This is a genomic window from Erwinia persicina NBRC 102418, assembly GCF_001571305.1.
Classification (GTDB): Bacteria; Pseudomonadota; Gammaproteobacteria; order Enterobacterales; family Enterobacteriaceae; genus Erwinia; species Erwinia persicina.
Genome location: NZ_BCTN01000004.1, coordinates 207,240 through 232,905, shown reverse-complemented (window position 1 = coordinate 232,905; position 25,666 = coordinate 207,240). Strand labels below are relative to the sequence as shown.

General features: G+C 54.4%; 19 protein-coding genes. 16 read left to right on the top strand and 3 right to left on the bottom strand.

Annotation, left to right across the window (positions count from 1 at the left end):
• Positions 1-59: 59 nt before the first annotated feature.
• Positions 60-917: a formate transporter FocA gene (focA, locus tag EPE01S_RS06965; RefSeq protein WP_062743876.1), complete on the bottom strand. Its 858-nt coding sequence runs from the start codon at positions 915-917 to the stop codon at positions 60-62.
• A 369-nt stretch (positions 918-1,286) separates the two neighbouring features.
• Entirely contained in the window at positions 1,287-3,044 is a 1,758-nt protein-coding gene (gene ycaO / locus EPE01S_RS06960) for a 30S ribosomal protein S12 methylthiotransferase accessory factor YcaO (protein WP_062743875.1), read from the bottom strand.
• Positions 3,045-3,353: 309 nt separating this feature from the next.
• On the opposite strand from ycaO, the gene serC reads away from it, so the two are divergent.
• From serC to EPE01S_RS06900, 12 genes are all read left to right on the top strand, one after another.
• Positions 3,354-4,439, top strand: coding sequence for a 3-phosphoserine/phosphohydroxythreonine transaminase (gene serC / locus EPE01S_RS06955; protein ID WP_062743874.1), 1,086 nt, complete (start codon positions 3,354-3,356; stop codon positions 4,437-4,439).
• An 82-nt stretch (positions 4,440-4,521) separates the two neighbouring features.
• Positions 4,522-5,808: a 3-phosphoshikimate 1-carboxyvinyltransferase gene (gene aroA, locus EPE01S_RS06950; RefSeq protein ID WP_062743899.1), complete on the top strand. Its 1,287-nt coding sequence runs from the start codon at positions 4,522-4,524 to the stop codon at positions 5,806-5,808.
• Between the two features lie 147 nt (positions 5,809-5,955).
• Positions 5,956-6,639, top strand: coding sequence for a (d)CMP kinase (cmk, locus tag EPE01S_RS06945; RefSeq protein WP_062743873.1), 684 nt, complete (start codon positions 5,956-5,958; stop codon positions 6,637-6,639).
• 153 nt (positions 6,640-6,792) lie between these two features.
• Positions 6,793-8,469 carry a 30S ribosomal protein S1 gene (gene rpsA / locus EPE01S_RS06940; RefSeq protein WP_062743872.1) on the top strand — a complete coding sequence of 559 codons (1,677 nt, stop codon included), beginning with the start codon at positions 6,793-6,795 and terminating at the stop codon, positions 8,467-8,469.
• A gap of 80 nt (positions 8,470-8,549) precedes the next feature.
• Positions 8,550-8,837: an integration host factor subunit beta gene (gene ihfB / locus EPE01S_RS06935; RefSeq protein WP_062743871.1), complete on the top strand. Its 288-nt coding sequence runs from the start codon at positions 8,550-8,552 to the stop codon at positions 8,835-8,837.
• 216 nt (positions 8,838-9,053) lie between these two features.
• Positions 9,054-11,318: a ComEC family protein gene (locus tag EPE01S_RS06930; RefSeq protein ID WP_062743870.1), complete on the top strand. Its 2,265-nt coding sequence runs from the start codon at positions 9,054-9,056 to the stop codon at positions 11,316-11,318.
• 35 nt (positions 11,319-11,353) lie between these two features.
• The gene (gene msbA / locus EPE01S_RS06925) at positions 11,354-13,102 is read left to right on the top strand and encodes a lipid A ABC transporter ATP-binding protein/permease MsbA (protein WP_062743869.1); all 1,749 of its coding nucleotides are present in this window, start codon (positions 11,354-11,356) and stop codon (positions 13,100-13,102) included.
• Complete coding sequence (lpxK, locus tag EPE01S_RS06920; RefSeq protein WP_062743868.1) at positions 13,099-14,079, top strand: tetraacyldisaccharide 4'-kinase; 981 nt, start codon at positions 13,099-13,101, stop codon at positions 14,077-14,079. The genes msbA and lpxK overlap by 4 nt, the downstream gene beginning before the upstream one ends.
• 61 nt (positions 14,080-14,140) lie before the next feature.
• Positions 14,141-15,349 carry a winged helix-turn-helix domain-containing protein gene (locus EPE01S_RS06915; protein ID WP_062743867.1) on the top strand — a complete coding sequence of 403 codons (1,209 nt, stop codon included), beginning with the start codon at positions 14,141-14,143 and terminating at the stop codon, positions 15,347-15,349.
• Between the two features lie 96 nt (positions 15,350-15,445).
• A complete protein-coding gene (locus tag EPE01S_RS06910; protein ID WP_062743866.1) occupies positions 15,446-15,628 on the top strand; it encodes a Trm112 family protein in 183 nt (60 codons plus the stop codon).
• Positions 15,625-16,371 (top strand): 3-deoxy-manno-octulosonate cytidylyltransferase, encoded by a 747-nt coding sequence (gene kdsB, locus EPE01S_RS06905; protein ID WP_062743865.1) that lies wholly within the window; start codon positions 15,625-15,627, stop codon positions 16,369-16,371. The genes EPE01S_RS06910 and kdsB overlap by 4 nt, the downstream gene beginning before the upstream one ends.
• Before the next feature lie 118 nt (positions 16,372-16,489).
• Entirely contained in the window at positions 16,490-17,383 is an 894-nt protein-coding gene (locus EPE01S_RS06900; protein WP_062743864.1) for a YcbJ family phosphotransferase, read from the top strand.
• Here the strand turns inward: EPE01S_RS06900 and elyC are convergent.
• Positions 17,360-18,148: an envelope biogenesis factor ElyC gene (elyC, locus tag EPE01S_RS06895; protein ID WP_062743863.1), complete on the bottom strand. Its 789-nt coding sequence runs from the start codon at positions 18,146-18,148 to the stop codon at positions 17,360-17,362. The genes EPE01S_RS06900 and elyC overlap by 24 nt on opposite strands.
• A gap of 235 nt (positions 18,149-18,383) precedes the next feature.
• Between elyC and cmoM the strand changes: the two genes are divergently transcribed.
• Genes cmoM through mukB form a run of 4 tightly spaced genes read left to right on the top strand, consistent with a single transcriptional unit; the run spans position 18,384 to position 25,636 of the window.
• Positions 18,384-19,172, top strand: coding sequence for a tRNA uridine 5-oxyacetic acid(34) methyltransferase CmoM (cmoM, locus tag EPE01S_RS06890; RefSeq protein ID WP_062743862.1), 789 nt, complete (start codon positions 18,384-18,386; stop codon positions 19,170-19,172).
• Positions 19,165-20,487, top strand: a complete 1,323-nt coding sequence (gene mukF / locus EPE01S_RS06885) for a chromosome partition protein MukF (protein WP_062743861.1) — start codon at positions 19,165-19,167, stop codon at positions 20,485-20,487. Before cmoM ends, mukF begins: the two co-directional genes overlap by 8 nt.
• Positions 20,468-21,187, top strand: a complete 720-nt coding sequence (mukE, locus tag EPE01S_RS06880) for a chromosome partition protein MukE (protein ID WP_062743860.1) — start codon at positions 20,468-20,470, stop codon at positions 21,185-21,187. Before mukF ends, mukE begins: the two co-directional genes overlap by 20 nt.
• Positions 21,188-25,636, top strand: a complete 4,449-nt coding sequence (gene mukB, locus EPE01S_RS06875) for a chromosome partition protein MukB (RefSeq protein WP_062743859.1) — start codon at positions 21,188-21,190, stop codon at positions 25,634-25,636.
• The last annotated feature ends 30 nt before the right edge of the window (positions 25,637-25,666 follow it).

Below are 25,666 nucleotides of genomic sequence, written 5' to 3'. Positions count from 1 at the left end.
TGTACGTTCCCGCCGGGTGACATCACACCGACAGTTGCAAAAATCTGTTCATGGGGCTGTCAGTGATGGTCGCCATCACGCAGATAAATCACCCAATAGGTTAAGCCCACCAGTAACCCGCCACCGATGATATTGCCCAGCGTCACGGGAATAAGATTATCGGTAATAAAGTGGCTCACGGTCAGATGTGTAAACTGGTCCGCACTCGCTCCGGTTGCCTGCCAGAATTCCGGCGTGGCGAAATCTTTGATGATGATGGCCATGGGTACCAGAAACATGTTGGCGATGCTGTGCTCAAAACCGCTGGCCACAAACATGGCGACAGGCAGTACCATGGCAAACATTTTGTCCAGCAGGCTGCGGCCGGAGTAACTCATCCACACGGCCATGCACACCATCAGGTTTGCCAGGATGCCAAGGCAGACAGCTTCAATAAAAGTATGGTGCATCTTATGGTCAGCGGTTTGCAGGACATTCAGCCCCCAGGCTCCGTTGGCCACCATGTATTGTCCGGCAAACCAGATCAGCACGACAAAGAAGATAGCGCCGATAAAATTCCCGATATAAACGATGATCCAGTTGCGGGCGAGCTGTAACCAACTGATGCGCCCACTGGCTTTAGCCACGACAGTGAGAACGGTAGAGGTGAAAAGATCCGCACCACACACGACCACGAGCATCAGGCCCAGTGAAAAACAGATGCCACCTACCAGTTTGGCCAGTCCCCAGGGTACGGTTGCGGTGCCGGTGGTTGCTGTAATATAAAAAGCAAAAGCGATGGAGATAAATACTCCAGCGGTTATCGCCAGAAAGAAGGTGGTGAAGGGATGTTTTGTCGCTTTATAAACGCCAGCGTCTTCGGCAACTTTTGCCATTTCGGATGGTAATAACAGATCAAAGGGGTTGCCAGCTTTCACACTAACGTCCTCTCAAAAGTAGTCGGCAAAGAAAGTCTAGCAAACGAGTATAGGAGAGAAATTGACGTGGATCATACAGGCCCGGCAAAGTAGCCGTCAAAGACTTGTTTTTAGTAAGGTTAATCTATTTAACACCTTGTTTTTTAAGGTGTAAAACTTTTTTAATAATTAAAAAAATATTTGAGTCTCATGCAGGGGAAATAAAAAAAAGCGTGAAAATATCACAGCAAATATAGCGCAATTGTGACAATAAAAAAGGTAACAACCTAAGCTGTTACCTTTTTTTAACCTACTGCCCATGTCATGGCAGAAATAAATAAAAAGTCGTCTTAAATGATGCAGCGATATTGTGTCATTTTTCTCGCAGCGTTATTTCCAGTACAGACGTTTAGCCTTCTGCAGTTTTTCATAGGCTGCCAGCAGAGACTGATGCGCAGGAAACGCGTTCAGATCGCTGTCTACGCTTTGTAAACCATAGAAAGGTGCTTCACCGCTGATCGCCGCAGAAGCATTGTCTACGGCGTCCTGACCATACATTCGTACAAATGCCGTATGATACTGAAGGGGATCGCGGCTTTCTTCCTGGCTCAGTAACAGTAGCGTTTGCAGGCAGCGATAATAGTTGGCACGTTCTGCACTAAAGATCGACTGGTTAAATTCCATTGTCCATTCCGTCCAGATCAATGCCTGCTCCAGATCGCCTGCAGCCAGTGCCAGCATCGCTTTCAGCTCACCAATACGCAGTGTGTACCAGCCGTTATCTTTACCGGTCGCCAGACCCAGAAGTTCACGTACGCGTGTGAAGTCGTCATGGCCATCTTCATCTAACTGTTCAAGCAGAGAAAGATAGTCTGCTTTTTCCCAACGACTTTCTGGCAGACTGAGCAGCGTATCACGCAGATAGGCACCCATGCTGTTGTTGGCCAGCAGTAAATCTTCGGCCGGATAGATATCTGACATGCCGGGAACGATAATGCGGCACGCGTAAACGTCCAGGTGTTCGTAGTCGGCGATATAAACTTCCTGGTCTTCGGCGTTGAAGATAGCCATCAGGGTGGCGAACTCTTCTTCCGTACTGCCTTTGAAGCTCCAGTCCGCAAAGGGATAATCTGCATCATCTTTAAACATATCCCACGAGATCAGGCCGCTGGAATCGATAAAGTGTGTTTCCAGGTTGGCATGTTCTGCGACTTCTTCATCATCGAAGGTCGGGGGGGTGAAGACATCGAGATCTTTCAGGCCACGGCCCTGCAGAAGTTCTGTGACGGTACGCTCCAGGGCAACGCCAAAATCAGGGTGCGCACCGAATGAAGCAAAACAGGTTCCATTGGCAGGGTTAAACAGCACCACGCAGATGACCGGGTATTTACCGCCCAGGGAAGCATCATAGGAGAAGATAGGGAACCCTTCTGCTTCCAGCGAAGCGATAGCCTCGACAACGCCCGGATAACGGTTTAACACATCCTGCGGGATCAGCGGCAGGCTGATGGATTCCGCGATAATGCGGTTTTTAATGTAACGTTCAAATACCTCAGACAGCCCCTGAACGCGCGCTTCGTTAGCGGTGTTACCAGCAGACATCCCGTTCGACACGTACAGGTTACCGATAATATTCATCGGGATATAAACGGTTTGCTGATCTGACTGACGGGTAAACGGCAGGCCACAAATGCCGCGTGCGGCGTTGCCTGACTGAAGATCAATCAGATCGCTGGCGCTGACCTCATTTTCCGGGTCGTAAAACTCACGCAGGCGGGCATCAAGAATTCCCTCCGGTAGCTGATCGTCTTCCGGCAGCGGGAACCACTTCTCGTTAGGGTAATGGACAAAATCACCCTTGGCGATCTTCTCACCCAGCCAGAAGTCGGCAAAGAAATAGTTAGTAGACAGGCGTTCAAAGTACTCGCCCAGCGCAGAGGCCAGAGCGGCTTTTTTACTGGCGCCTTTACCGTTGGTAAAACAGAGCGGGCAGTCACGGTCGCGAATATGGACTGACCAGACATTTGGCACCGGGTTCAGCCAGGAGGCCTCTTCAATATTGAAGCCGAGATCCTGCAGTTTTTGCTGAAAGCGTGCGATGGAAACTTCCAGCGCGGCGTCTTTGCCTGGTATATAAGTTTGAGTCATTTTGTCCACTCGTGATTGATTGTGCGGAAAGCGCGCAATGATACGGGGTTTCTGCCGGAATCGCTATCCGGCACGGGTAATTTCATCATGGCAAGAATGCCATTTTTCAGCGAAAAGAGAACCGGTCTGTTTTTCTAACGGGAAAACGCCTCACAAAATATCGTCTGCTTTTGCATTTGCCCTACAAGCTGTTGCGACACGTCGCAGCAAACTGGCCTGCCGTCCGGATAAATCATTGCAGCATGAGGGTGGCAGTGATAAAACCGATAGAGGAATCAAAACCGATTGATCTGAAAGTGGTGAGGGGAAATGAGTCAGGTTTTCAATTTTAGCTCAGGCCCGGCTATGTTGCCGGTAGAAGTGCTTCGTCGCGCTGAACAGGAACTCTGCAACTGGCAGGGACTGGGAACCTCCGTCATGGAGATCAGCCACCGTAGTAAGGAGTTTATTCAGGTTGCAGAAGAGGCTGAAAAAGATTTTCGCGATCTGCTGAAAATTCCCTCTAACTATAAAGTTTTATTCTGTCACGGTGGCGCGCGGGCGCAGTTTGCGGCTATCCCAATGAATCTGCTGGGACAGCATACGACAGCAGATTATATAGATGGCGGCTACTGGGCGGCCAGCGCCGTGAAAGAGGCGCAGAAATACTGCACGCCAAATGTCATTGATGCGAAAACGACCATTGATGGTTTGCGTGGCATTACCCCAATGAGCCAGTGGGCCCTGTCTGACGACGCGGCTTACGTTCACTACTGCCCGAATGAGACCATAGACGGTATCGCTATTCCGGAAACGCCTGACTTTGGCGACAAAGTAGTGGTTGCGGATCTCTCTTCTGCTATTTTGTCCTCTCCCATTGATGTTAATCGTTTCGGCGTGCTGTATGCCGGTGCGCAGAAAAATATCGGACCAGCAGGGCTTACGCTGGTCGTGGTGCGCGAAGACCTGCTGGGGCAGGCGCGTAAAGAACTGCCTTCCATTCTTGATTACAAGGTGCTGGCTGAAAACGAATCCATGTTTAATACGCCTCCGACATTTGCCTGGTATCTCTCCGGGCTGGTCTTCAAGTGGCTGAAAGAGCAGGGCGGTGTTGCCGAGCTGGATAAACGTAATCAGGCTAAAGCAGACCTGCTGTATGGCACCATTGATAGCAGCAGCTTCTACCGTAATGATGTGACCGCTGCTAACCGCTCGCGTATGAATGTGCCTTTCCAGTTAGCGGATTCCTCACTGGATCAGCTGTTCCTGGAAGAGTCTTTTGCGGCGGGCTTACATGCATTAAAAGGTCATCGTGTCGTCGGTGGCATGCGTGCCTCGATTTACAATGCCATGCCGCTGCAGGGTGTGAAGACGTTAACCGACTTTATGGTCGACTTCGAACGTCGTCACGGCTAAGGTAACTTTGCAATAAGCTTTGAATCTGAAACCCCGCGCCCAGCGGGGTTTCATCGTAATTATTTTGGAGAATACGTTTCACATGCAGGATTCCCTGACGTTACAACCTATTGCCCTGGTCGACGGTACTGTTAACCTTCCCGGTTCCAAGAGCGTGTCTAATCGCGCACTGTTGCTGGCAGCGCTGGCAAAAGGCACGACTCGCCTGACCAATCTGCTCGACAGCGATGATGTTCGCCACATGCTGAATGCTCTGCAGGCGCTGGGCGTACACTTTATGCTGTCTGATGATCGCACGGTGTGTGAAGTCGTCGGTCAGGGGGGAGCGCTTAAGGCTGAAGGTCCGCTAGAACTGTTTCTGGGTAATGCCGGCACGGCCATGCGTCCACTGGCGGCGGCGCTGTGTCTCGGCGCAAACAATATTGTGCTGACAGGTGAACCTCGCATGAAAGAGCGGCCGATCGGGCACCTTGTGGATGCTTTACGTCAGGGAGGCGCTGAAGTTGATTACCTTGAGCAGCCAGACTATCCGCCGCTGCGCCTGAAAGGGGGATTCAGGGGGGGCGAAGTAGCCGTGGACGGCAGCGTTTCCAGCCAGTTTCTGACGGCACTGCTGATGACCGCGCCTTTAGCTGAAAGTGATACCCGTATTGTGATCAAAGGGGATCTGGTTTCAAAACCCTACATCGATATCACGCTTAACCTGATGGCAACCTTTGGCGTTCAGGTAGAAAATGAAGAGTATCGCGCCTTCCACATCCGCGGCCAGCAGCAGTACCAGGCTCCGGGTGAATATCTGGTTGAAGGCGATGCATCGTCTGCCTCTTATTTCCTCGCCGCTGCCGCGATTAAAGGCGGTACGGTCAAAGTGACCGGAATCGGCCGCAACAGCATGCAGGGAGATATTCGTTTTGCTGATGTGCTGGAAAAAATGGGGGCCAGCGTGGAGTGGGGCGATGATTTTATTGCCTGTACGCGTGGCACGCTTAACGCAATCGACCTGGATATGAACCATATCCCGGATGCGGCGATGACCATTGCAACGGCTGCCTTGTTTGCGAAAGGCACAACGGTAATGCGCAATATCTATAACTGGCGGGTGAAAGAGACGGATCGTCTTGCGGCAATGGCCACTGAGCTTCGCAAAGTGGGCGCGGAAGTTGAAGAAGGGCATGACTTCATTCGTATTACACCGCCAGCGCAGATCCAGTTTGCTGAAATCGGTACCTACAATGATCACCGTATGGCGATGTGTTTCTCACTTGTCGCACTTTCCTCCACACCAGTGACTATTCTTGATCCTAAATGCACGGCCAAAACGTTCCCTGACTATTTTGAGCAACTGGGCCGTATCAGCCAGCCGGCGTAGCGGCCACTCTTTGAGGATGTGTACCGTTAATCAGCCACAAAGGTACACCGACCAACGCAGTTGCAGCTTCATGCATGAAGGGTATAATGCGCGTCGATATTTGCCCGGGCACGGGTTGCCCCGGCATTCCACCGACAGGAGAACGACATGACGGCAACAGCCCCAGTGATCACCATTGATGGCCCAAGTGGTGCAGGGAAAGGCACTTTGTGCAAAGCGATGGCCGAGTCGTTGCAGTGGCACCTGTTGGATTCCGGCGCAATTTATCGCGTTCTGGCGCTGGCTGCGCTGCATCATCAGGTGGATATCACCTCAGAAGAAGCTCTGGTGCCGATCGCTGCCCATCTTGATGTTCGTTTTGTATCCAGTAACGGCGAGATGGAAGTGATCCTTGAGGGAGAAGATGTCTCCAGTGAAATCCGCACTCAGGATGTCAGTAATACAGCGTCGAAAGTGGCAGCCTTCCCCCGTGTGCGTGAAGCCTTATTGCGCCGTCAGCGCGCTTTCCGTGATTTCCCGGGTTTGATTGCCGATGGCCGCGATATGGGAACGGTTGTTTTCCCCGATGCACCGGTGAAAATTTTCCTCGATGCGAGTTCTGAAGAGCGTGCCCACCGCCGCATGCTACAGTTGCAGGAAAAGGGCTTTAGTGTTAACTTTGAGCGCCTTTTATCTGAGATAAAAGAGCGTGATGAGCGTGATCGCAATCGTGCCATCGCACCTCTGGTGCCGGCAGATGATGCTTTAGTCCTTGATTCAACGACGATGTCGATTGAAGAGGTGATTGAAGTTGCGTTAAATTATGCGCGGGAAAAACTCACGCTGGCTTAAAAATAAGCTACGCTTAATGACCTCTGTATGAGCCCTTGCTCACAGAACGATTTATCTAACCCTGTGACATGGATGTCATGGGGCATGTGAAACAACCCCACCCGTCAGGATGTCAGGTGGACGTTAAATTGAAGAATCCTGAAGATTATCAATATGACTGAATCTTTTGCTGAACTATTTGAAGAATCCTTAAAAACAATCGAAACCCGTCCGGGTTCCATCGTTCGTGGCGTTGTTGTCTCTATTGACAAAGACGTCGTTCTGGTTGATGCGGGTCTGAAATCTGAGTCTGCAATTCCTGCAGAGCAGTTCAAGAACGCAGCCGGCGAACTGGAAATTCAGGTTGGCGACGAAGTAGACGTTGCTCTGGATGCAGTAGAAGACGGCTTCGGTGAAACCCTGCTGTCTCGTGAAAAAGCTAAACGTCACGAAGCATGGATCACGCTGGAGAAAGCCTACGAAGAAGCTGAAACTGTTACCGGTGTTATCAACGGTAAAGTGAAAGGCGGCTTCACCGTAGAGCTGAACGGAATTCGTGCATTCCTGCCAGGTTCTCTGGTAGATGTACGTCCAGTGCGCGATACGCTGCACCTGGAAGGTAAAGAGCTTGAGTTCAAAGTCATCAAGCTGGATCAGAAACGTAACAACGTGGTGGTTTCACGTCGTGCGGTAATCGAATCCGAAAACAGCGCAGAGCGCGATCAGCTGCTGGAAAACCTGCAGGAAGGCATGGAAGTTAAAGGTATCGTTAAGAACCTTACTGACTACGGTGCATTCGTTGATCTGGGCGGCGTTGACGGCCTGCTGCACATCACAGATATGGCATGGAAGCGCGTTAAGCATCCAAGCGAAATCGTGAATGTTGGCGATGAAATCACTGTTAAAGTGCTGAAATTCGACCGCGAGCGTACCCGTGTTTCTCTGGGTCTGAAGCAGCTGGGCGAAGATCCATGGGTTGCTATCGCGAAACGTTACCCAGAAGGCACCAAGCTGACTGGTCGTGTAACCAACCTGACCGACTACGGCTGCTTCGTTGAAATCGAAGAAGGCGTTGAAGGCCTGGTACACGTTTCTGAAATGGACTGGACCAACAAAAACATTCACCCATCTAAAGTTGTTAACGTGGGTGATGTTGTTGAAGTTATGGTTCTGGACATCGACGAAGAACGTCGTCGTATCTCCCTGGGTCTGAAGCAGTGCAAAAACAACCCATGGCAGCAGTTCGCAGAAACCCACAACAAGGGCGACCGTGTTGAAGGTAAAATCAAGTCTATCACTGACTTCGGTATCTTCATCGGCCTGGACGGCGGCATCGACGGCCTGGTTCACCTGTCTGACATCTCCTGGAACGCGACCGGAGAAGAAGCAGTTCGTGAATACAAGAAAGGCGACGAAATCGCTGCTGTGGTTCTGCAGGTTGACGCAGAGCGCGAGCGCATCTCCCTGGGCGTTAAGCAGCTGGCAGAAGATCCGTTCAACAACTACATCTCTCTGAACAAGAAAGGTGCCATTGTTAACGGTAAAGTGACTGCAGTTGACGCTAAAGGTGCTACAGTTGAATTGGCAGACGGCGTTGAAGGCTACCTGCGTGCTTCTGAAGCATCGCTGGACCGCGTAGAAGACGCTACTCTGGTTCTGAACGTTGGCGACGATGTTGAAGCTAAGTTCACCGGTGTAGACCGTAAAAACCGCGTTGTGAGCCTGTCTGTTCGTGCGAAAGACCAGGCTGACGAGAAAGAAGCTATCAACACGGTTAATACGACTAAACCGGAAGAAGGCAACTTCTCTAGCGCAATGGCTGAAGCTTTCAAAGCAGCTAAAGGCGAGTAATCGCTCTCAGGGCAGCGTAAGCTGCCCTGTACCGTCGTTACTGTCAGAACTTTTCCTAACAGGGATAAACCGGAGGTTACATGACCAAGTCAGAACTGATTGAAAGACTTGCCGGCCAGCACTCTCATATTCCGGCGAAAGTCGTTGAGGATGCGGTAAAAGAGATGCTCGAACATATGGCAACGACGTTGTCAGACGGCGAGCGTATCGAAATCCGGGGATTTGGCAGCTTCTCTTTGCATTATCGTGCACCTCGTACCGGGCGTAACCCGAAAACGGGCGACAAGGTTGAGTTGGAAGGTAAATACGTTCCACACTTCAAGCCAGGTAAAGAACTGCGCGATCGCGCCAATATTTACGGCGGTTAATACCTCAGGGTATGGCGATGAATCGATAAAGCGACACTCCGGTGTCGTTTTTTTTTGTCTGAAAAAAGTCGTCCTGATGGGGGATGTCACGCAAAATAATGCTGGCAGGTTGCAACGCCAGCAATAGTTTGTGTGGCATTATCCCAATCCTTTCCGCGCCACCTGAACCCTGATCCTGATTGCTGCACACTGGCGGTATCAGAACAGGGAGGTGCGATGTTTTTGACGGTCAACAGGCTGGCATGGAGTGTAATAGCGGCAACGCTGCCGCTCAGCTTTTTGCCCCGGCTGCCAGGCGCTGTATGCAGCGTTCTTGTGCTGTGCTTCGCTCTGTTACTGGCTCTGTCGGGCCGGCGTGTTGCCAGGCATATCGCGCTGATTTTGGTGTTTTTTATCGCCGCCGCCAGCGCCGGGCGTACTATGCTGACGCAGACTGAACAGCTTACACAGGCGAGGGTTAAGACAGATATAAGAGTGGAGGCCGTCCAACCTGACGGCAAAACAATCAGAGCACGCCTGCTGCGTTTTCAGGGCCGGATCCTGTTTCCACCTCTCTACGCCAGTTTAAGGGTTCAGCCGCAGGCGACCGCTTTTTGTGCCGGACAACGCTGGCAGATGCAACTAGCGCTGCGTCCGGTTCACGCGCAACTTAATGAAGGGGGATTTGATCGTCAGCGTTATGCCCTGGCGAACCATACCCCTCTGACCGGAAGGGTGGTGTCAGCCGTGGTCACGGATGCCACCTGTAGCCTGCGTGACAAAGTAACGGGGGCCATGAAAAAAAACACGGCGAATTTAAGCCGGCAGGCGTTAATTTCTGCGCTGGCTTTCGGCGACAGATCGCAGGTCGATCGCGAAACAAATCAGCTGCTGCGCGAAACTGGTACAGCGCACCTGGTGGCAATCTCCGGCATGCATATCGCTCTCGCTGCCAGTTTCGGCTGGCTGCTGGCACGCATGATACAGTTTACTTTCCCGGCCTGGTGTATTGGCTATCGTCTGCCAATGTACAGCGGATTGCTGGTAGCGCTGTTGTATTGCTGGCTTTCTGGAGGAAACCCGCCTGCGCTTCGGGCTATTTTAGCCTTACTGGTCTGGAGCGTGCTTCGCCTGCGTGGAATGAACTGTCAGGGGGGGCAGGTATGGGCGGTGTGTATCGGTATCATTCTCTTTTTTGATCCACTGAGCGTGCTCTCCGACAGTCTGTGGCTTTCAGCACTGGCAGTGGCTGGCCTGTTGCTCTGGTATCATTTTTTTCCTCTTCCTTCCCGTTTTTCGCGGCGTAAACGCTGGCTGCTGCTGCGGCTGTTGCATCTTCAGGCAGGGATGTTGTTACTGCTGATGCCGCTTCAGACGGTGCTGTTTCATGGTATCAGCGTAAGTGCTCTGGTGGCTAACCTGTGGGCTGTACCGCTGATTTCCTGCATTACTGTTCCTCTGATCCTGGTGGCAACGTTAGTGAATCCAGTGCCTGTGATTAACCTGGTATTGTGGGAGTGGGTGGACCGTTCCCTCGCGCTGGTGTTTATCCCTCTCCAGCATCTCCCGCGTGGCTGGTTCCCACTTGACCGGACGATGGCTGCAGTCAGCCTGTTATGCTGGCTGGTGCTGTTAACCCTCCGTTTCGGCTGGTGGCGAACTTCGCCCGTCACTCTGTTGAGCGCTGTTCTGGTGCTGTGCAGCTGGCGCGATGTGGCCTCTCTGCCGCGCTGGCGTGTTGACATGCTGGACGTCGGACACGGGCTGGCCGTCGTGATCTCCCGCCACGGTGAAGCCATGCTGTACGACACCGGAAATCGCTGGCCTGGAGGCGATTTTGCCCGCAGTCAGATCCTGCCCTGGCTTGCCTGGCAGGGGTTAAACGTAACCGGTATTATTCTCAGCCACGGTCATCTTGACCATATCGGCGGTCTTCAAAGTGTACAGGCAGCGTTTCCCGCAGCCACAGTGAGAAGCGCTCTTGCACGTTCCGGCCACTTACCCTGCCGTAAAGGCGTGAACTGGCGCTGGCAGGACCTCCAGTTTCAGGTGCTCTGGCCACCACAGGGAGAAGTGCGGGAAGGAAATAATCAGTCCTGTGTGGTAGCCGTTACCGATGGAAAATGGCGTGTGCTGCTTACCGGTGATATTGAGGCACCGGCAGAGTTAAGGCTGGTCGCTGAACAACGTGCCACCCTGCGGGCTGATTTACTCCAGGTGCCGCATCACGGAAGCAGAACCTCCTCATCACCGCCCTTCCTGCGTGCCGTTTCTGCATCAGCAGCAATCGCCTCTGCAGCGCGTTACAGTGCCTGGCGTTTGCCCGCCAGGCAAATTATTCAACGCTATGCTGAATATAATGTGGAATGGCGTGATACAGCGCTTTCCGGCCAGTTGAGTGCTCATTTTTTTCGTGATAACTGGCAATTAAAAGGGTTAAGAGAACAAATAATGAACCGTTGGTATCATCAGTGGTTTGGCGTAGTCAGGTATTCCAGGTAGAATAAGCGGCTATTTCATTCAACGCTGGTTAAATAATGCATCTGGATAAAGATCTCTCCACCTGGCAGACATTCCGTCGACTCTGGCCCATGATTGTGCCATACAAGGCGGGATTGATTGTGGCAGCCATCGCATTGGTTCTGAATGCGGCAGGCGATACACTCATGCTGTCACTGCTGAAGCCTTTACTCGATGATGGTTTTGGCAAAGCGAATAATGCAGTTCTCCTGTGGATGCCACTGGCGGTTATGGGGCTGATGCTGGTTCGCGGCGTGACCAGCTATGTGTCCAGTTACTGTATCTCATGGGTGTCTGGTAATGTGGTGATGGGTATGCGCCGTCGCCTGTTCAGCCACATGATGGGCATGCCGGTCGCCTTTTTTGACCAGCAATCGACCGGTACGCTGCTGTCGCGCATTACTTATGATTCTGAGCAGGTGGCCTCCTCTTCCTCCGGTGCGCTGGTGACCGTAGTGCGTGAAGGTGCCTCTATTATTGGCCTGTTCATCCTGATGTTTTACTACAGCTGGCAGCTGTCGCTTATCCTGATTGTCCTGGCACCCGTTGTGTCATTCGCCATTCGTACTGTTTCTAAGCGCTTTCGTAATATCAGCAAAAATATGCAGAACACGATGGGGCAGGTGACAACCAGCGCCGAACAGATGCTGAAAGGGCATAAAGAAGTGTTGATCTTTGGTGGGCAGGAGATCGAGAGCAAACGCTTTAACGTGGTCAGTAATCGCATGCGCCAGCAGGGCATGAAACTGGTTTCAGCGTCATCCATCTCCGATCCGATTATTCAGCTCATCGCCTCACTGGCGCTGGCTTTTGTTCTGTACGCCGCCAGCTTCCCTAGCGTGATGGAAACCCTGACCGCAGGGACCATCACCGTGGTCTTCTCCTCGATGATTGCCCTGATGCGTCCGCTGAAGTCACTCACCAATGTCAATGCTCAGTTCCAGCGTGGCATGGCGGCCTGTCAGACGCTGTTCTCCATCCTCGACAGTGAGCAGGAAGAGGATACCGGTAAGCGCACGGTCGAGCGTGCCAAAGGTGATATCGAATTCCGTAACGTGACTTTCACTTACCCTGGACGCGAAATCCCTGCACTGAAGAACATTAATCTGGCCATTCCTGCGGGTAAAACTGTGGCGCTGGTTGGGCGATCGGGGTCGGGTAAATCAACCCTGGCGAGTTTACTGACGCGTTTTTACGACATTCAGCAGGGAAACATCCTGATGGATGGTCACGACCTGCGCGAATATACGCTGGCGTCTCTGCGTAGTCAGGTGGCGCTGGTATCGCAGAATGTGCACCTGTTTAACGATACTATCGCCAACAACATTGCTTATGCCCGCCATGAACAATACAGCCGGGAAGAAGTGGAAAAAGCCGCAACAATGGCTCATGCCATGGACTTTATTAATAAGATGGAAAATGGCCTGGATACCATGATCGGTGAAAATGGTGTGCTGCTCTCTGGGGGGCAGCGTCAGCGTATCGCTATCGCCCGCGCCCTGCTACGTGACAGCCCCATTCTGATCCTGGATGAAGCGACTTCCGCACTGGATACCGAATCTGAGCGTGCCATTCAGTCTGCGCTGGATGAGCTGCAAAAGAACCGCACCTCCCTGGTGATCGCGCACCGTCTTTCCACCATTGAAAAGGCTGATGAGATTGTGGTGGTTGAAGATGGCCAGATCGTTGAGCGCGGCAGTCATGAAATGCTACTGGCCGAGCGTGGCGTCTATGCGCAACTGCATAAGATGCAATTTGGCCAATGATTGAACGCATCTGGAGCGGTCGCTCGGCGCTGTATCTCCTGTTACTGCCTTTCAGTCTGCTCTATGGGCTGGTCAGTAACCTGCTGCGTCTGAGCTACCGTTGCGGCTGGCGCAAGGTGTGGCGTGCACCGGTTCCTGTGGTGATTGTGGGTAATCTCACCGCCGGAGGGAATGGTAAAACACCGGTGGTAATCTGGCTGGTGCAGGCACTGCAGCAGCGTGGATTTCGCGTGGGTGTGGTGTCGCGGGGCTACGGGGGTAAAGCCGAACGCTATCCGCTGGTGCTGGGCCCAGACGTTACCACCCGCGAAGCGGGTGACGAGCCGGTACTGATTTATCAGCGCACCGGCGCGGCAGTCGCCGTGGCGCCGCAACGACGCCAGGCTGTTGAAGCGCTGGTTAACAGCGAAGATATTGATGTCATCATTACTGATGATGGTCTGCAGCATTATGCACTGGATCGTGATATTGAAATTGTCGTCGTGGACGGTGAACGACGTTTTGGCAATGGCTGGTGGCTGCCTGCGGGCCCGATGCGGGAGCGTGCTACCCGTCTGAAAAATGTCAGCGCCGTGATCGCTAATGGTGGCACGGCGCAGCAGGGAGAGCTGGCGATGCGTCTGGCGCCGGGTCTGGCAGTGAACCTGCTTTCCGGTGAGCGACGTGAAGTGGGTGAGCTGAACAATGTTGTTGCCATGGCGGGCATCGGTCATCCGCCGCGGTTTTTCAATACGCTGCGTCAGCAGGGTGTGAGAATCGAGAAAGAGGTGGTTTTTGCTGACCATCAGAATTACACCGCGGACACGCTGAATGCCCTGATATTGCCGGGTCAGACCCTGGTGATGACCGAAAAAGATGCGGTAAAAGTCAGGGCATTTGCCTGTGCTGACTGGTGGTATTTACCGGTTGATGCGGTGCTTCCCTCTGAACAGTCCAGCGTGTTGCTTAACAAAATCAGTGCATTAATTCCCCGATAATTTCTGCCTGCCTGTCTGACAGACGCTACACTTGAGCCATCTGATTTTTAGGGATGGCCATATGACGGCGGAAAAACTTTCTCTTGTTCAGGCCCGTCAGCTACAGCTGGCGGCGCAGGGACTGCTGCGCCCACCTAAACGTAAAGCCTGCTTTGACGACCTGCTGGCTGCCGTGCGACGAATGGCGTTGTTGCAGATCGATACCATCCACGTAGTGGCACGCAGCCCTTACCTGGTGCTGTTCAGCCGGCTGGGTGAGTACCCCCCGATCTGGCTTGATCAGGCCCTGGCGGAAAAAAAACTGTTTGAGTACTGGGCGCACGAAGCCTGCTTTATTCCGGTTGCCGATTACGGGTTGCTGCGTCATCGCATGCTTAACCCGTCTGCGCTGGGCTGGAAGTTCAGTCAGGCATGGCGGGATCAGCATCAGCAGGAGATCGGCGATTTGCTGGCCCATATCAGCGAAAACGGCCCTGTCCGTTCTGCTGACTTTACCGCCCCCCCAGGCCAGAAGCCCGGCTGGTGGGCATGGAAGCCGCATAAGCGGCACCTGGAAAATTTATTTACGGCCGGTGAACTGATGATCAGTGAACGGCGCAATTTCCAGCGCGTTTACGACCTGCGCGAGCGGATATTGCCCGACTGGGATGATCAACAACATGCTCTGAAGGAAGAGGACGCCGTCCAGCGTATGTTGGACAATAGTGCGGCCAGCCTGGGCATTTTCCGCCTCTCCTGGCTGGCAGATTATTACCGTCTGAAACGCGCGCCCGTGGCGGTTGCTCTTGCACGCTGGCGCGAAGAGGGCACGGTCCGTGAAGTGCAGGTCGAAAGCCTGGGCACGCTGTATCTCCATCACTCCCTGTTCGGGCAACTTGCCAGGCCGCAGGCCGCCACGCATACGGCGATCCTGTCGCCCTTTGATCCACTGGTCTGGGATCGCAAGCGCGCACGGGAGCTGTTTGGTTTTGACTATCGCCTGGAGTGTTATACGCCAGAGGCAAAGCGGCAGTACGGCTATTTTGTCCTGCCCCTTTTGCATCGCGGTGCGCTGAAAGGCCGGCTGGATGCGCGCATGTTGCGTAAAGAGAAAACCTTACAGGTCAATGCGATCTGGCTGGAGGCGAACACGCGCGTCAGCCAGCAGATGGTCGGCGACATTAAGCTGGCTCTGACACGTTTTGCCCGCTGGCAGGGCGCAGAAATGATCGAGGTCAATAAACTCCCCGCCGCCATGGCGGCCTGCTGGCCAGCGCGTTGGGAAATATAGCCGCCAGGGCATTTTTTCGCGGTGTGCAGGTAACCGCGCCCGTACAGCTATGATATTCTTAACCCATTGCAAAACTGGGTTCATCGCGGAGGAACCATGGATCATCGTTTACTTGAAATCGTTGCCTGCCCGGTATGTCACGGCAAACTGTATTACAACAAAGATCAGCAGGAGTTAATCTGCAAACCGGATGGGCTGGCTTACCCGGTTCGTGACGGCATTCCCGTCCTGCTGGAGGTGGAAGCCCGTGCCTTAACCCTCGAAGAGAGCCATCCATGAGTTTTGTCGCCATCATTCCGGCGCGTTTTGCTTCTACCCGTTTGCCGGGTAAGCCGCTGGTCGACATTCACGGCAAGCCCATGGTGGTCCATGTCATGGAGCGGGCGCTGGAGTCAGGTGCCGATCGCGTGATTGTGGCGACTGACCATCCTGACGTAGCGCGCGCCGTTGAAGCGGCCGGTGGCGAAGTCTGTATGACTCGTCCTGACCATCAGTCTGGCACCGAGCGTCTGGCGGAGGTGATTGATCATTATCAGTTCCCTGATGACACCGTAATTGTGAATGTCCAGGGCGATGAGCCGATGATCCCCCCGGTGATTATTCGCCAGGTGGCAGATAATCTGGCCCAAAGCAGCGCCGGTATGGCAACGCTGGCCGTGCCGGTGGATTCAGCGGAAGAGGCGTTTAATCCGAATGCTGTGAAGGTGGTGCGCGATGCTAATGGCTATGCACTCTACTTCTCGCGCGCGACCATCCCCTGGGATCGTGAGCGGTTTGCGGCTTCCCGCGACACCATCGGGGACCATTTCCTGCGTCATATTGGTATTTACGGCTATCGTGCCGGATTTATTCGCCGCTATGTTGGCTGGGAAGCCAGCCCGCTGGAACAGATCGAGCTGCTTGAGCAACTACGCGTGCTGTGGTACGGCGAAAAAATCCACGTCGATGTGGCAAAGGCTATTCCCAGCGTAGGTGTTGATACGCCAGAAGACTTACTGCGCGTACGCGAAGCCATGCAGTAACCCACGATGGGGTGCTTTCCTCCGACCCCGTCATTTCTGCTGCAGCCGTGTCCGGCACGAAGCAAAAAATTTCCGCGTTCAGCGCCCTTATAAGACCTTTTGCCTGAAAGGAGGGCAGATGGAACACCTGCGATCTGAACTGGCACTGGTTCTTGGCGAACCGGTCAGTCGGGTGGAATGTATCAGTCAGCAGCCTTTCGCCAGTCTCTATACCCTGTACGATGACCAGGGCTATTCTCTGCCGCTGGTCGCGAAATACTTCAGTATGAAGGGCATTGCTGCTCAGGAAGCGCACAAGCTGTCGATGCTGATGCGTGAAGGCAAAGTGCGTGTTCCTGCCGTGTATGGTCTGGTTATCAGCCAGCAACCTCCGCTGCATGAGGTCTTACTGATTGAACGTACGGGCGGGGTATCCATCGAAGCGCCCACGCGCACGCCTGAGCGCTGGCAACAGCTTCAGGAGCAGATTGTCGAGGGAATGCTTGGCTGGCACCGGATTGACAGCCATGGGCTGGTAGGCACGGTTGACAGCACGCAACAGAATCACTGGCCGGCCTGGTACGCCCAGCGGGTCGAGGTCCTCTGGGCCACGCTCGGCTACCTGCGCCCGGCACAGTTGAGCATGGATGCCCGGCAGCTGCTTTTTCGCAGCCGTCAAAGCCTGTCCAGGCTGTTCAACGGGTTTGACGATCCCTGTGTTTTAGTCCACGGAAACATGGCACCCACCAGCATCATGAAAGAGGCCTGGGCAGATCAACTGCTGGCGGTGATCAATCCCGGCACCGTACTCTGGGCACCGCGTGAATTCGATCTCTATCCCCTTTGCGCAACTGGCGTCGGTGATGACATCCTCAGTTGCTACCTGCAGCGCGCACCCGTCGCAGAGGGGTTTGTCGCACGCCGCTGGCTGTATATTGTCTGGGAAGAGATTGCCAGACTGATCCACACCGCACAGTTTGATGCTCAGCGGTTCAGTCTGGCCAGTCGATCACTGCTGCCCTGGCTCGACTGACTCCTTCGCTGCCGGATGCAGCCACTGCCAGACAAGGCCCAGGCTCTCGTAAACAGCACGTTCGCTATGCCCCAGCCAGAAGGATGACGGCAGGGCCCGCTCCCAGAAATTCAGAGGAGAAGCGATCGCCAGCTGATTGGCCGGAGCAGGCCAGGGGTTAAGCCCCTGACGCTGGAAGAAAACCATGGCGCGTGGCAAATGGTTGGCTGAGGTGACCAGTGCCAGCGGCCGCTGGCCCACTATTTTTGCTACTTCTTCTGCTTCCTGGCCTGTATCCCGGGGTTGATCCAGAGTGATAATATCCTCTGGCGGCACACCGAGAGACTGGGCCACGCGTGATGCCACACTGGCTGAACTCACCGGATTCCCCTGAGCATGGCCACCCGTCACAATCAGTTTCGACCCCGGGTTAGCCCGCCAGATGCGGATACCCTCAGCCAGACGGGGCAGGCTGTTATTAAGCAGGTTAGAACTGGGCGCCCACTGTGGGTTCCAGGTGTAGCCACCGCCGAGAACCACGATATACTCTACCGGGTGCTGATTCTGCCAGGTCGGGTAGCGATTTTCCAGCGGTGCCAGCAGACGGTCGGCGACAGGCTGCAGGCTGATGAGAAGGAGCAGAGCCCAGGCAAGGGAAACCAGGGTTTTGCCACTTTTCTGCCATCGGCTAAACCAGAGCAGCATAATGCCAACTGCCATGATCAGCAGCAGCATCGGCAGCGGTAGCAGCAGGCCACCAACGACTTTTTTTAGGGCGAAAAACATGAAAACAGGTTCCTTTTGTCCGAAAAAACATCACCCAAGCACTAAGCGGTGACCGAAAGCTTCATTATTTGCCAGTGTATGCCAAAATACCCCGCCACTTTCAAGCCGCAGCCGTTGCAGCTCATTTACTACGTCCGCTGGCGGGGAATAATAGGGATCTACCTGTCCGTTTTAGTCCGGCGCGGAATAACCGGGTGACTCCCGTACCATCACGCCCTTAACCCGGAGCCGCTGTATGCAGGATCGCAACTTTGATGATATCGCAGAAAAATTTTCGCAGAACATTTACGGTACCACTAAAGGGCGTATTCGTCAGGCGATCCTCTGGCAGGATCTTGACGCGCTGTTAGCCTCGTTTCCCGAGGGCGCGCTGTCGGTACTGGATGCGGGCGGAGGAGAAGGTCAGACCGGCTGCGGGGTCGCCGCGCGGGGCCATCAGGTTCTGCTTTGTGATGTTTCACAAGAGATGTTATCGCGCGCTCGCCGCCTGGCCGATGAAAAAGGTGTGAGCGGTAACATGCAATTCGCACAATTTAGCGCCCAGCAGGTCGGTCAACATTTAGATAAACCGGTTGATCTGGTATTGTTTCACGCTGTGCTGGAGTGGGTGGCAGAACCGCAGGAAGTGCTGGCCGCGCTGTATGATGCGCTTAAGCCAGGCGGGGTGCTGTCGCTGATGTTTTACAATCTGAATGGCCTGCTGATGCAGACGATGGTGCTGGGTAATTTTGGTTACCTGCAGTCGGGTTTGGCCAAGCGTAAAAAGAAGACGCTGTCTCCCGACTATCCCCGTGACCCCCAGCAGGTCTACGGCTGGCTTCAGGATTGTGGTTTTACTATTGAGAGCAAAACCGGTATTCGGGTTTTTCATGATTATCTGCGCGATAAAACCAGGCAGATTGAACGGTTTGATGAGGTTCTGGCCCTGGAAAAGCAATACTGCCGCCAGGAGCCTTTTTTAAGTTTAGGGCGTTATATCCACGTTACAGCGCGGAAACCCATAAGGCAGAAGAACTATGAGTGAATTTTCCCAGACTGTACCGGAACTGGTGGCCTGGGCGCGAAAAAATGATTTTTCCGTCTCGTTGCCAACCGAACGTCTGGCTTTTTTGCTGGCAATTGCCACCCTCAACGGGGAGCGCATGGATGGCGAAATGAGTGAAGGCGAACTGATTGATGCCTTCCGCCATGTCAGCGAAGGCTTTGAGCAGACCAGTGAAACGGTAGTTGTACGTGCCAATAATGCCATCAATGATATGGTGCGTCAGCGTTTGCTTAATCGCTTTACCAGCGAACACGCCGAAGGCAATGCCATCTACCGCCTCACCCCGCTGGGTATCGGCATCACAGACTACTACATTCGTCAGCGTGAATTTTCCACGCTGCGCCTTTCGCTGCAGCTGTCGATCGTGGCCGGTGAGTTGAAGCGGGCGGCAGATGCCGCCGATGAAAATGGCGATGAATATCACTGGCACCGCAACGTGTTTGCGCCGCTGAAATACTCCGTCGCGGAAATTTTCGACAGTATTGATATCACTCAGCGCATCATGGATGAGCAGCAGCAGGCGGTAAAAGACGATATTGCCCAGTTGCTCAACAAAGACTGGCGGGCGGCTATCTCCAGCTGTGAACTGCTGTTAAATGAAACGTCCGGCACGCTGCGCGAGCTACAGGACACCCTGGAAGCCGCGGGCGATAAGCTGCAGGCCAACCTGTTGCGCATTCAGGATGCGACGATGAACAGCCCCGATTTGGGCTTTGTCGACAAACTGGTGTTTGACCTGCAGAACAAGCTGGATCGCATTATCAGTTGGGGCCAGCAGGCGATTGACCTGTGGATTGGTTACGACCGCCATGTGCATAAATTTATCCGTACGGCGATAGATATGGATAAAAACCGTGTCTTCGCCCAGCGGTTGCGGCAGTCGGTACAGAATTACTTCGATCAGCCCTGGGCCCTCACCTATGCCAATGCTGACCGTTTGTACGACATGCGTGATGAAGAACTGACCCTGCGCAGCGAAGAGGTGACGGGTGAACTGCCTTCAGAACTGGAATACGAAGAGTTTAACGCGATTCGTGAACAGCTGGCGGCGATGATTGAAGAGGCGCTGGCCAGCTACAAGACCCAGCAGAAACCGCTGGATCTGGGCGAAGTCATACGCGATTACCTGACACAATACCCGCGAGTTCGTCACTTTGACGTGGCGCGTATTGTCGTCGATCAGGCTGTACGCTTAGGCGTGGCCGAAGCAGACTTCTCTGGCCTGGCTGCAAAATGGCAGGCTATTAATGATTACGGAGCCAAGGTGCAGGCACATGTCATCGACAAATATTGAACAAGTGATGCCGGTTAAGCTGGCGATGGCTCTGGCAAATCCGATCTTTCCGGCGCTGGACAGCCAGTTACGCGCAGGGCGGCATATTGGTATCGACGAGCTAGATCAGCACGCCTTTCTGATGGATTATCAGGAATTTCTCGAAGAATTTTACACCCGTTATAACGTTGAACTGATCCGTGCGCCAGAAGGCTTCTTTTATCTGCGGCCACGCTCCACCACGCTGATCCCGCGCTCGGTGCTGTCTGAACTGGATATGATGGTCGGTAAGATACTGTGTTACCTCTATCTCAGTCCGGAGCGTCTGGCCAATGAGGGGATTTTCACCCAGCAGGAACTGCACGATGAACTGATGTCGCTGGCTGATGAAAGTAAGCTGCTGAAGCTGGTCAACCAGCGTTCGACCGGTTCTGACCTGGATCGCCAGAAACTCCAGGAGAAGATGCGCGCGTCGTTAAATCGCCTGCGCCGGCTGGGGATGGTTTGGTTTATGGGCAATGACAGCAGCAAATTCCGCATTACCGAATCGGTCTTCCGCTTTGGTGCCGATGTGCGCAGCGGTGACGATCCGCGCGATGCGCAGCTGCGCATGATCCGGGATGGCGAAGCGATGCAGCTTGACGGTGGGCTGGCCCTGAATGATGAAAGCGATGAGAGTGACGCGGACAACAATGCGCCGGACCGTGCGGAGGAAGAATAAATGATTGAACGTGGGAAGTTTCGCTCGCTGACGCTGATTAACTGGAATGGCTTCTTTGCCCGCACCTTTGACCTTGATGAGCTGGTGACTACGCTGTCAGGCGGTAACGGTGCCGGTAAATCCACCACCATGGCGGCTTTTGTTACTGCGTTGATCCCCGATCTGACGCTGCTGCATTTCCGTAATACCACCGAGGCCGGGGCCACCTCCGGTTCGCGGGATAAAGGTCTGCACGGTAAACTGCGGCCGGGCGTCTGCTACGCGGTGCTTGATGTGGTTAACTCACTGCACCAGCGCGTGCTGGTCGGGGTACGTTTGCAGCAGGTTGCCGGTCGCGACCGTAAAGTGGATATCAAACCGTTCAGTATCCACGGCCTGCCAACGTCGATTAACCCTACCGAAATTCTCACGGAGACGGTCAACGCGCGTCAGGCGCGCGTGGTGCCCATCAGTGAGCTGAAAGACCGCTTTGAAGCGATGGAAAGCGTACAGTTCAAACAGTACAACTCCATTACGGACTACCATTCGGTGATGTTCGACCTCGGTATCGTGGCGCGTCGTCTGCGTTCCGCGGCTGACCGTAGTAAATATTACCGTCTGATTGAGGCCTCGCTGTATGGCGGGATCTCCAGCGCCATTACACGCTCCCTGCGCGACTACCTGCTGCCGGAAAACAGCGGCGTGCGGAAGGCGTTTCAGGATATGGAAGCCGCCCTGCGTGAAAACCGCATGACGCTGGAAGCGATACGGGTGACGCAGTCCGATCGCGACCTGTTTAAACACCTGATTTCTGAAGCCACCAGCTACGTGGCGGCAGACTACATGCGTCACGCTAACGAGCGACGCATTCATCTTGATGCGGCCATGCAGGTGCGTAACGATCTGTTTACCAGCCGGAAGCAGCTTGCTGCCGAGCAGTATCGACATATCGAGATGGCGCGTGAGCTGGGTGAACATAACGCCGCTGAGAGCGATCTGGAAACAGATTATCAGGGGGCCAGCGACCATCTGAATCTGGTACAGACGGCTCTGCGTCAGCAGGAAAAAATTGATCGCTACGACGCCGACCTGGAAGAACTGACCTTCCGCCTGGAAGAGCAGAATGAAGTGGTCGCCGAAGCGCGTGAGGTGCATGAGGAAAACGAAGCGCGCAGCGAAAATGCTGAACTGGAAGTGGATGAGCTGAAAAATCAGCTGGCCGACTACCAGCAGGCGCTGGATGTCCAGCAGACGCGGGCGATTCAGTATCAACAGGCGTTGACCGCTTTGCAGCGTGCTCAGGAAATCTGTCAGCTGCGCGACCTCACTATTGAAAACGCCGACGAGTGGCAGGAAACGTTCCAGGCTAAAGAGCAGGAAGCCACCGACAGGTTGCTGATGCTGGAGCAAAAAATGAGCGTGGCGCAGGCCGCGCACAGCCAGTTCGAACAGGCGTTTGAACTGGTCAATAAAATCGCCGGTCCGGTCAGTCGCAGCGAAGCCTGGCAGGTGGGCCGCGATTTGTTACGTGACGCCAGCAATCAGCGTTACCACGCTGAACAGCTCCAGCCGTTGCGTAGCCGCCTGAATGAACTGACGCAACGCCTGCGTGAACAACAGGATGCTGAGCGACTGCTCAATGACTTCTGCAAGCGACACGGCCAGCAGGTCGATGCCGGTGAGCTGGAGTCCCTGCAGGCGGAGCTGGAAGCCCAGATTGAATTGCTGAACGAAAGCGTGGCCGATGCCGGTGAGCGCCGTATGGCCCTGCGCCAGGAGCTGGAGCAGCTGCGTGAACGCATCGCGCGGCTCACCAAACAGGCACCGCAGTGGCTTGCCGCGCAGGAGATCCTGTCGCAGCTGAGCGAACAGACCGGACAGTCGCTGGAAAACAGCCAGCAGGTCACCGAGTTTATGCAGCAGCTGCTGGAGCGCGAGCGTGAAACCACCGTTGAACGTGATGAAGTTTCCGCGCGTAAGCGGGAGATTGAAAAACAGATCGAACGTCTCAGCCAGCCGGGCGGTGCCGAAGATGCACGACTGAACACGCTGGCCGAACGTTTTGGCGGCGTACTGCTGTCCGAAATCTATGACGATGTCACCATCGACGATGCCCCTTACTTCTCAGCGCTCTATGGCCCCGCCCGCCACGCGATTGTGGTGCCGGACCTGTCGCTGATCCGCGAACAGCTCGACGGGCTCGATGACTGCCCGGAAGATCTCTATCTGATTGAAGGGGACCCGCAGTCATTTGATGACAGCGTGTTTAACGTGGAGGAGCTGGAAAAAGCGGTGGTAGTGAAAGCCGGGGACCGCCAGTGGCGCTATTCCCGTTTCCCTAAAGTACCGCTGTTTGGCCGTGCAGCCCGTGAGAACCAGCTTGACCTCCTGCACGCTGAACGTGAAGCCCTGGCCGAACGTTACGCCACGCTGTCCTTTGACGTTCAGAAAACCCAGCGTCTGCATCAGTCCTTCAGCCGCTTTATTGGCAGCCATCTGGGCGTAGCGTTTGAGTCGGATCCGGAAGCGGAAATGCGTCTGCTCAATACCCGGCGTAATGAGGTTGAGCGTGCGCTGACGAACCACGAAAGCGAAAACCAGCAGCAGCGTCAGCAGTTTGAACAGGCGAAAGAGGGCGTTGCCCAGCTTAACCGCCTGTTACCGCGCGTCAGCCTGTTACTGGATGATACGTTACAGGATCGCCACGAAGAAATTCAGGAAAAGCTGGATGAAGCGCAGGAAGCCGCGCGCTTTGTGCAGCAGCACGGCGCACACCTGACCCGACTGGAGCCGATCCTTTCTGTGCTGCAGAGTGACCCGGAACAGCACGACCAGTTGAAGCTGGATTACCAGCAGGCGCAGCAGCAGCAGCGCGATGCCCGTCAGCAGGCCTTTGCCCTGACCGAGGTCGTGCAGCGTCGTGCGCACTTTGGCTATGTCGATTCAGCCGGGATGCTGAACGGCACCAGCGACCTCAATGAAAAATTGCGCCAGCGTCTGGAGCAGGCGGAAGGCGAACGTACCCGTGCAAGGGAAAAATTACGTCAGCATCAGGCTCAGTTAACCCAGTACTCACAGGTGCTGGCCTCGCTGAAAAGCGCCTACGATGCCAAACGCGATATGCTGAAAGAGTTGCAGCAGGAGATGCTGGATATCGGTGTGCAGGCGGATGCTTCTGCCGAAGAGCGGGCAAAGCAACGCCGTGATGAACTCTACAGCGCGCTGAGCAATAACCGTATGCGTCGCAATCAGCTGGAAAAACAGCTGACCTTCTGTGAAGCTGAGATGGATGCGCTGCAGAAAAAACTGCGCCGTCTGGAACGGGAGTATCAGGCTGGTCGCGAACAGGTGGTCAGTGCCAAAGCCGGCTGGGTGGCCGTCCTGCGGCTGGTGAAAGATAACGGCGTTGAGCGCCGTCTGCACCGCCGCGAACTGGCCTATCTGGGGGGCGATGAGCTGCGTTCCATGTCGGATAAGGCGCTGGGAGCACTGCGTCTGGCCGTGGCGGATAACGAACACTTGCGCGATGTGCTGCGCCTGTCTGAAGATCCGAAACGCCCTGAGCGCAAAATCCAGTTCTTTATTGCGGTCTATCAGCACCTGCGCGAGCGTATTCGCCAGGATATCATTCGCACTGACGATCCGGTTGAAGCCATCGAACAGATGGAAATTGAACTGAACCGTCTGACCGAAGAGCTGACGGCTCGTGAGCAGATGCTGGCCATCAGTTCACGCAGCGTATCGAACATTATTCGCAAAACTATTCAGCGTGAGCAGAACCGTATTCGTCAGTTGAACCAGGGATTACAGGCGGTCAGCTTCGGGCAGGTGAAGAGCGTCCGGCTCAACGTCAACGTGCGTGAAGCGCACTCCACGCTGCTGGACGTACTTTCCGAGCAGCATGAGCAGCATCAGGATCTGTTCAAGAGCAACCGTCTGACCTTCTCTGAAGCGCTGGCGAAGCTCTATCAGCGCCTGAATCCGCAGATCGATATGGGACAGCGCACGCCACAGACTATCGGGGAAGAGCTGCTCGACTACCGCAACTATCTTGAGATGGAAGTGGAAGTGAACCGCGGATCGGACGGCTGGCTTCGTGCAGAAAGCGGCGCGCTGTCGACGGGAGAGGCCATCGGTACCGGCATGTCAATTCTGGTGATGGTGGTGCAGAGCTGGGAAGAGGAATCACGGCGCCTGCGCGGTAAGGATATCTCTCCGTGCCGCCTGTTGTTCCTTGATGAGGCTGCTCGTCTGGATGCGAAATCCATTGCTACCCTGTTTGAACTGTGCGATCGCCTTGAGATGCAGCTGATTATCGCCGCACCTGAGAACATCAGCCCGGAGAAAGGCACTACTTATAAACTGGTCCGTAAAGTGTTCAATAATACCGAGCATGTTCACGTGGTCGGCCTCCGCGGCTTCACGGCGGAACCGACACTGACCGCTAAAGATGCAGAGGCTGAGGCATAGCACGCCTCATACTGTAAAAAATAATGTGAC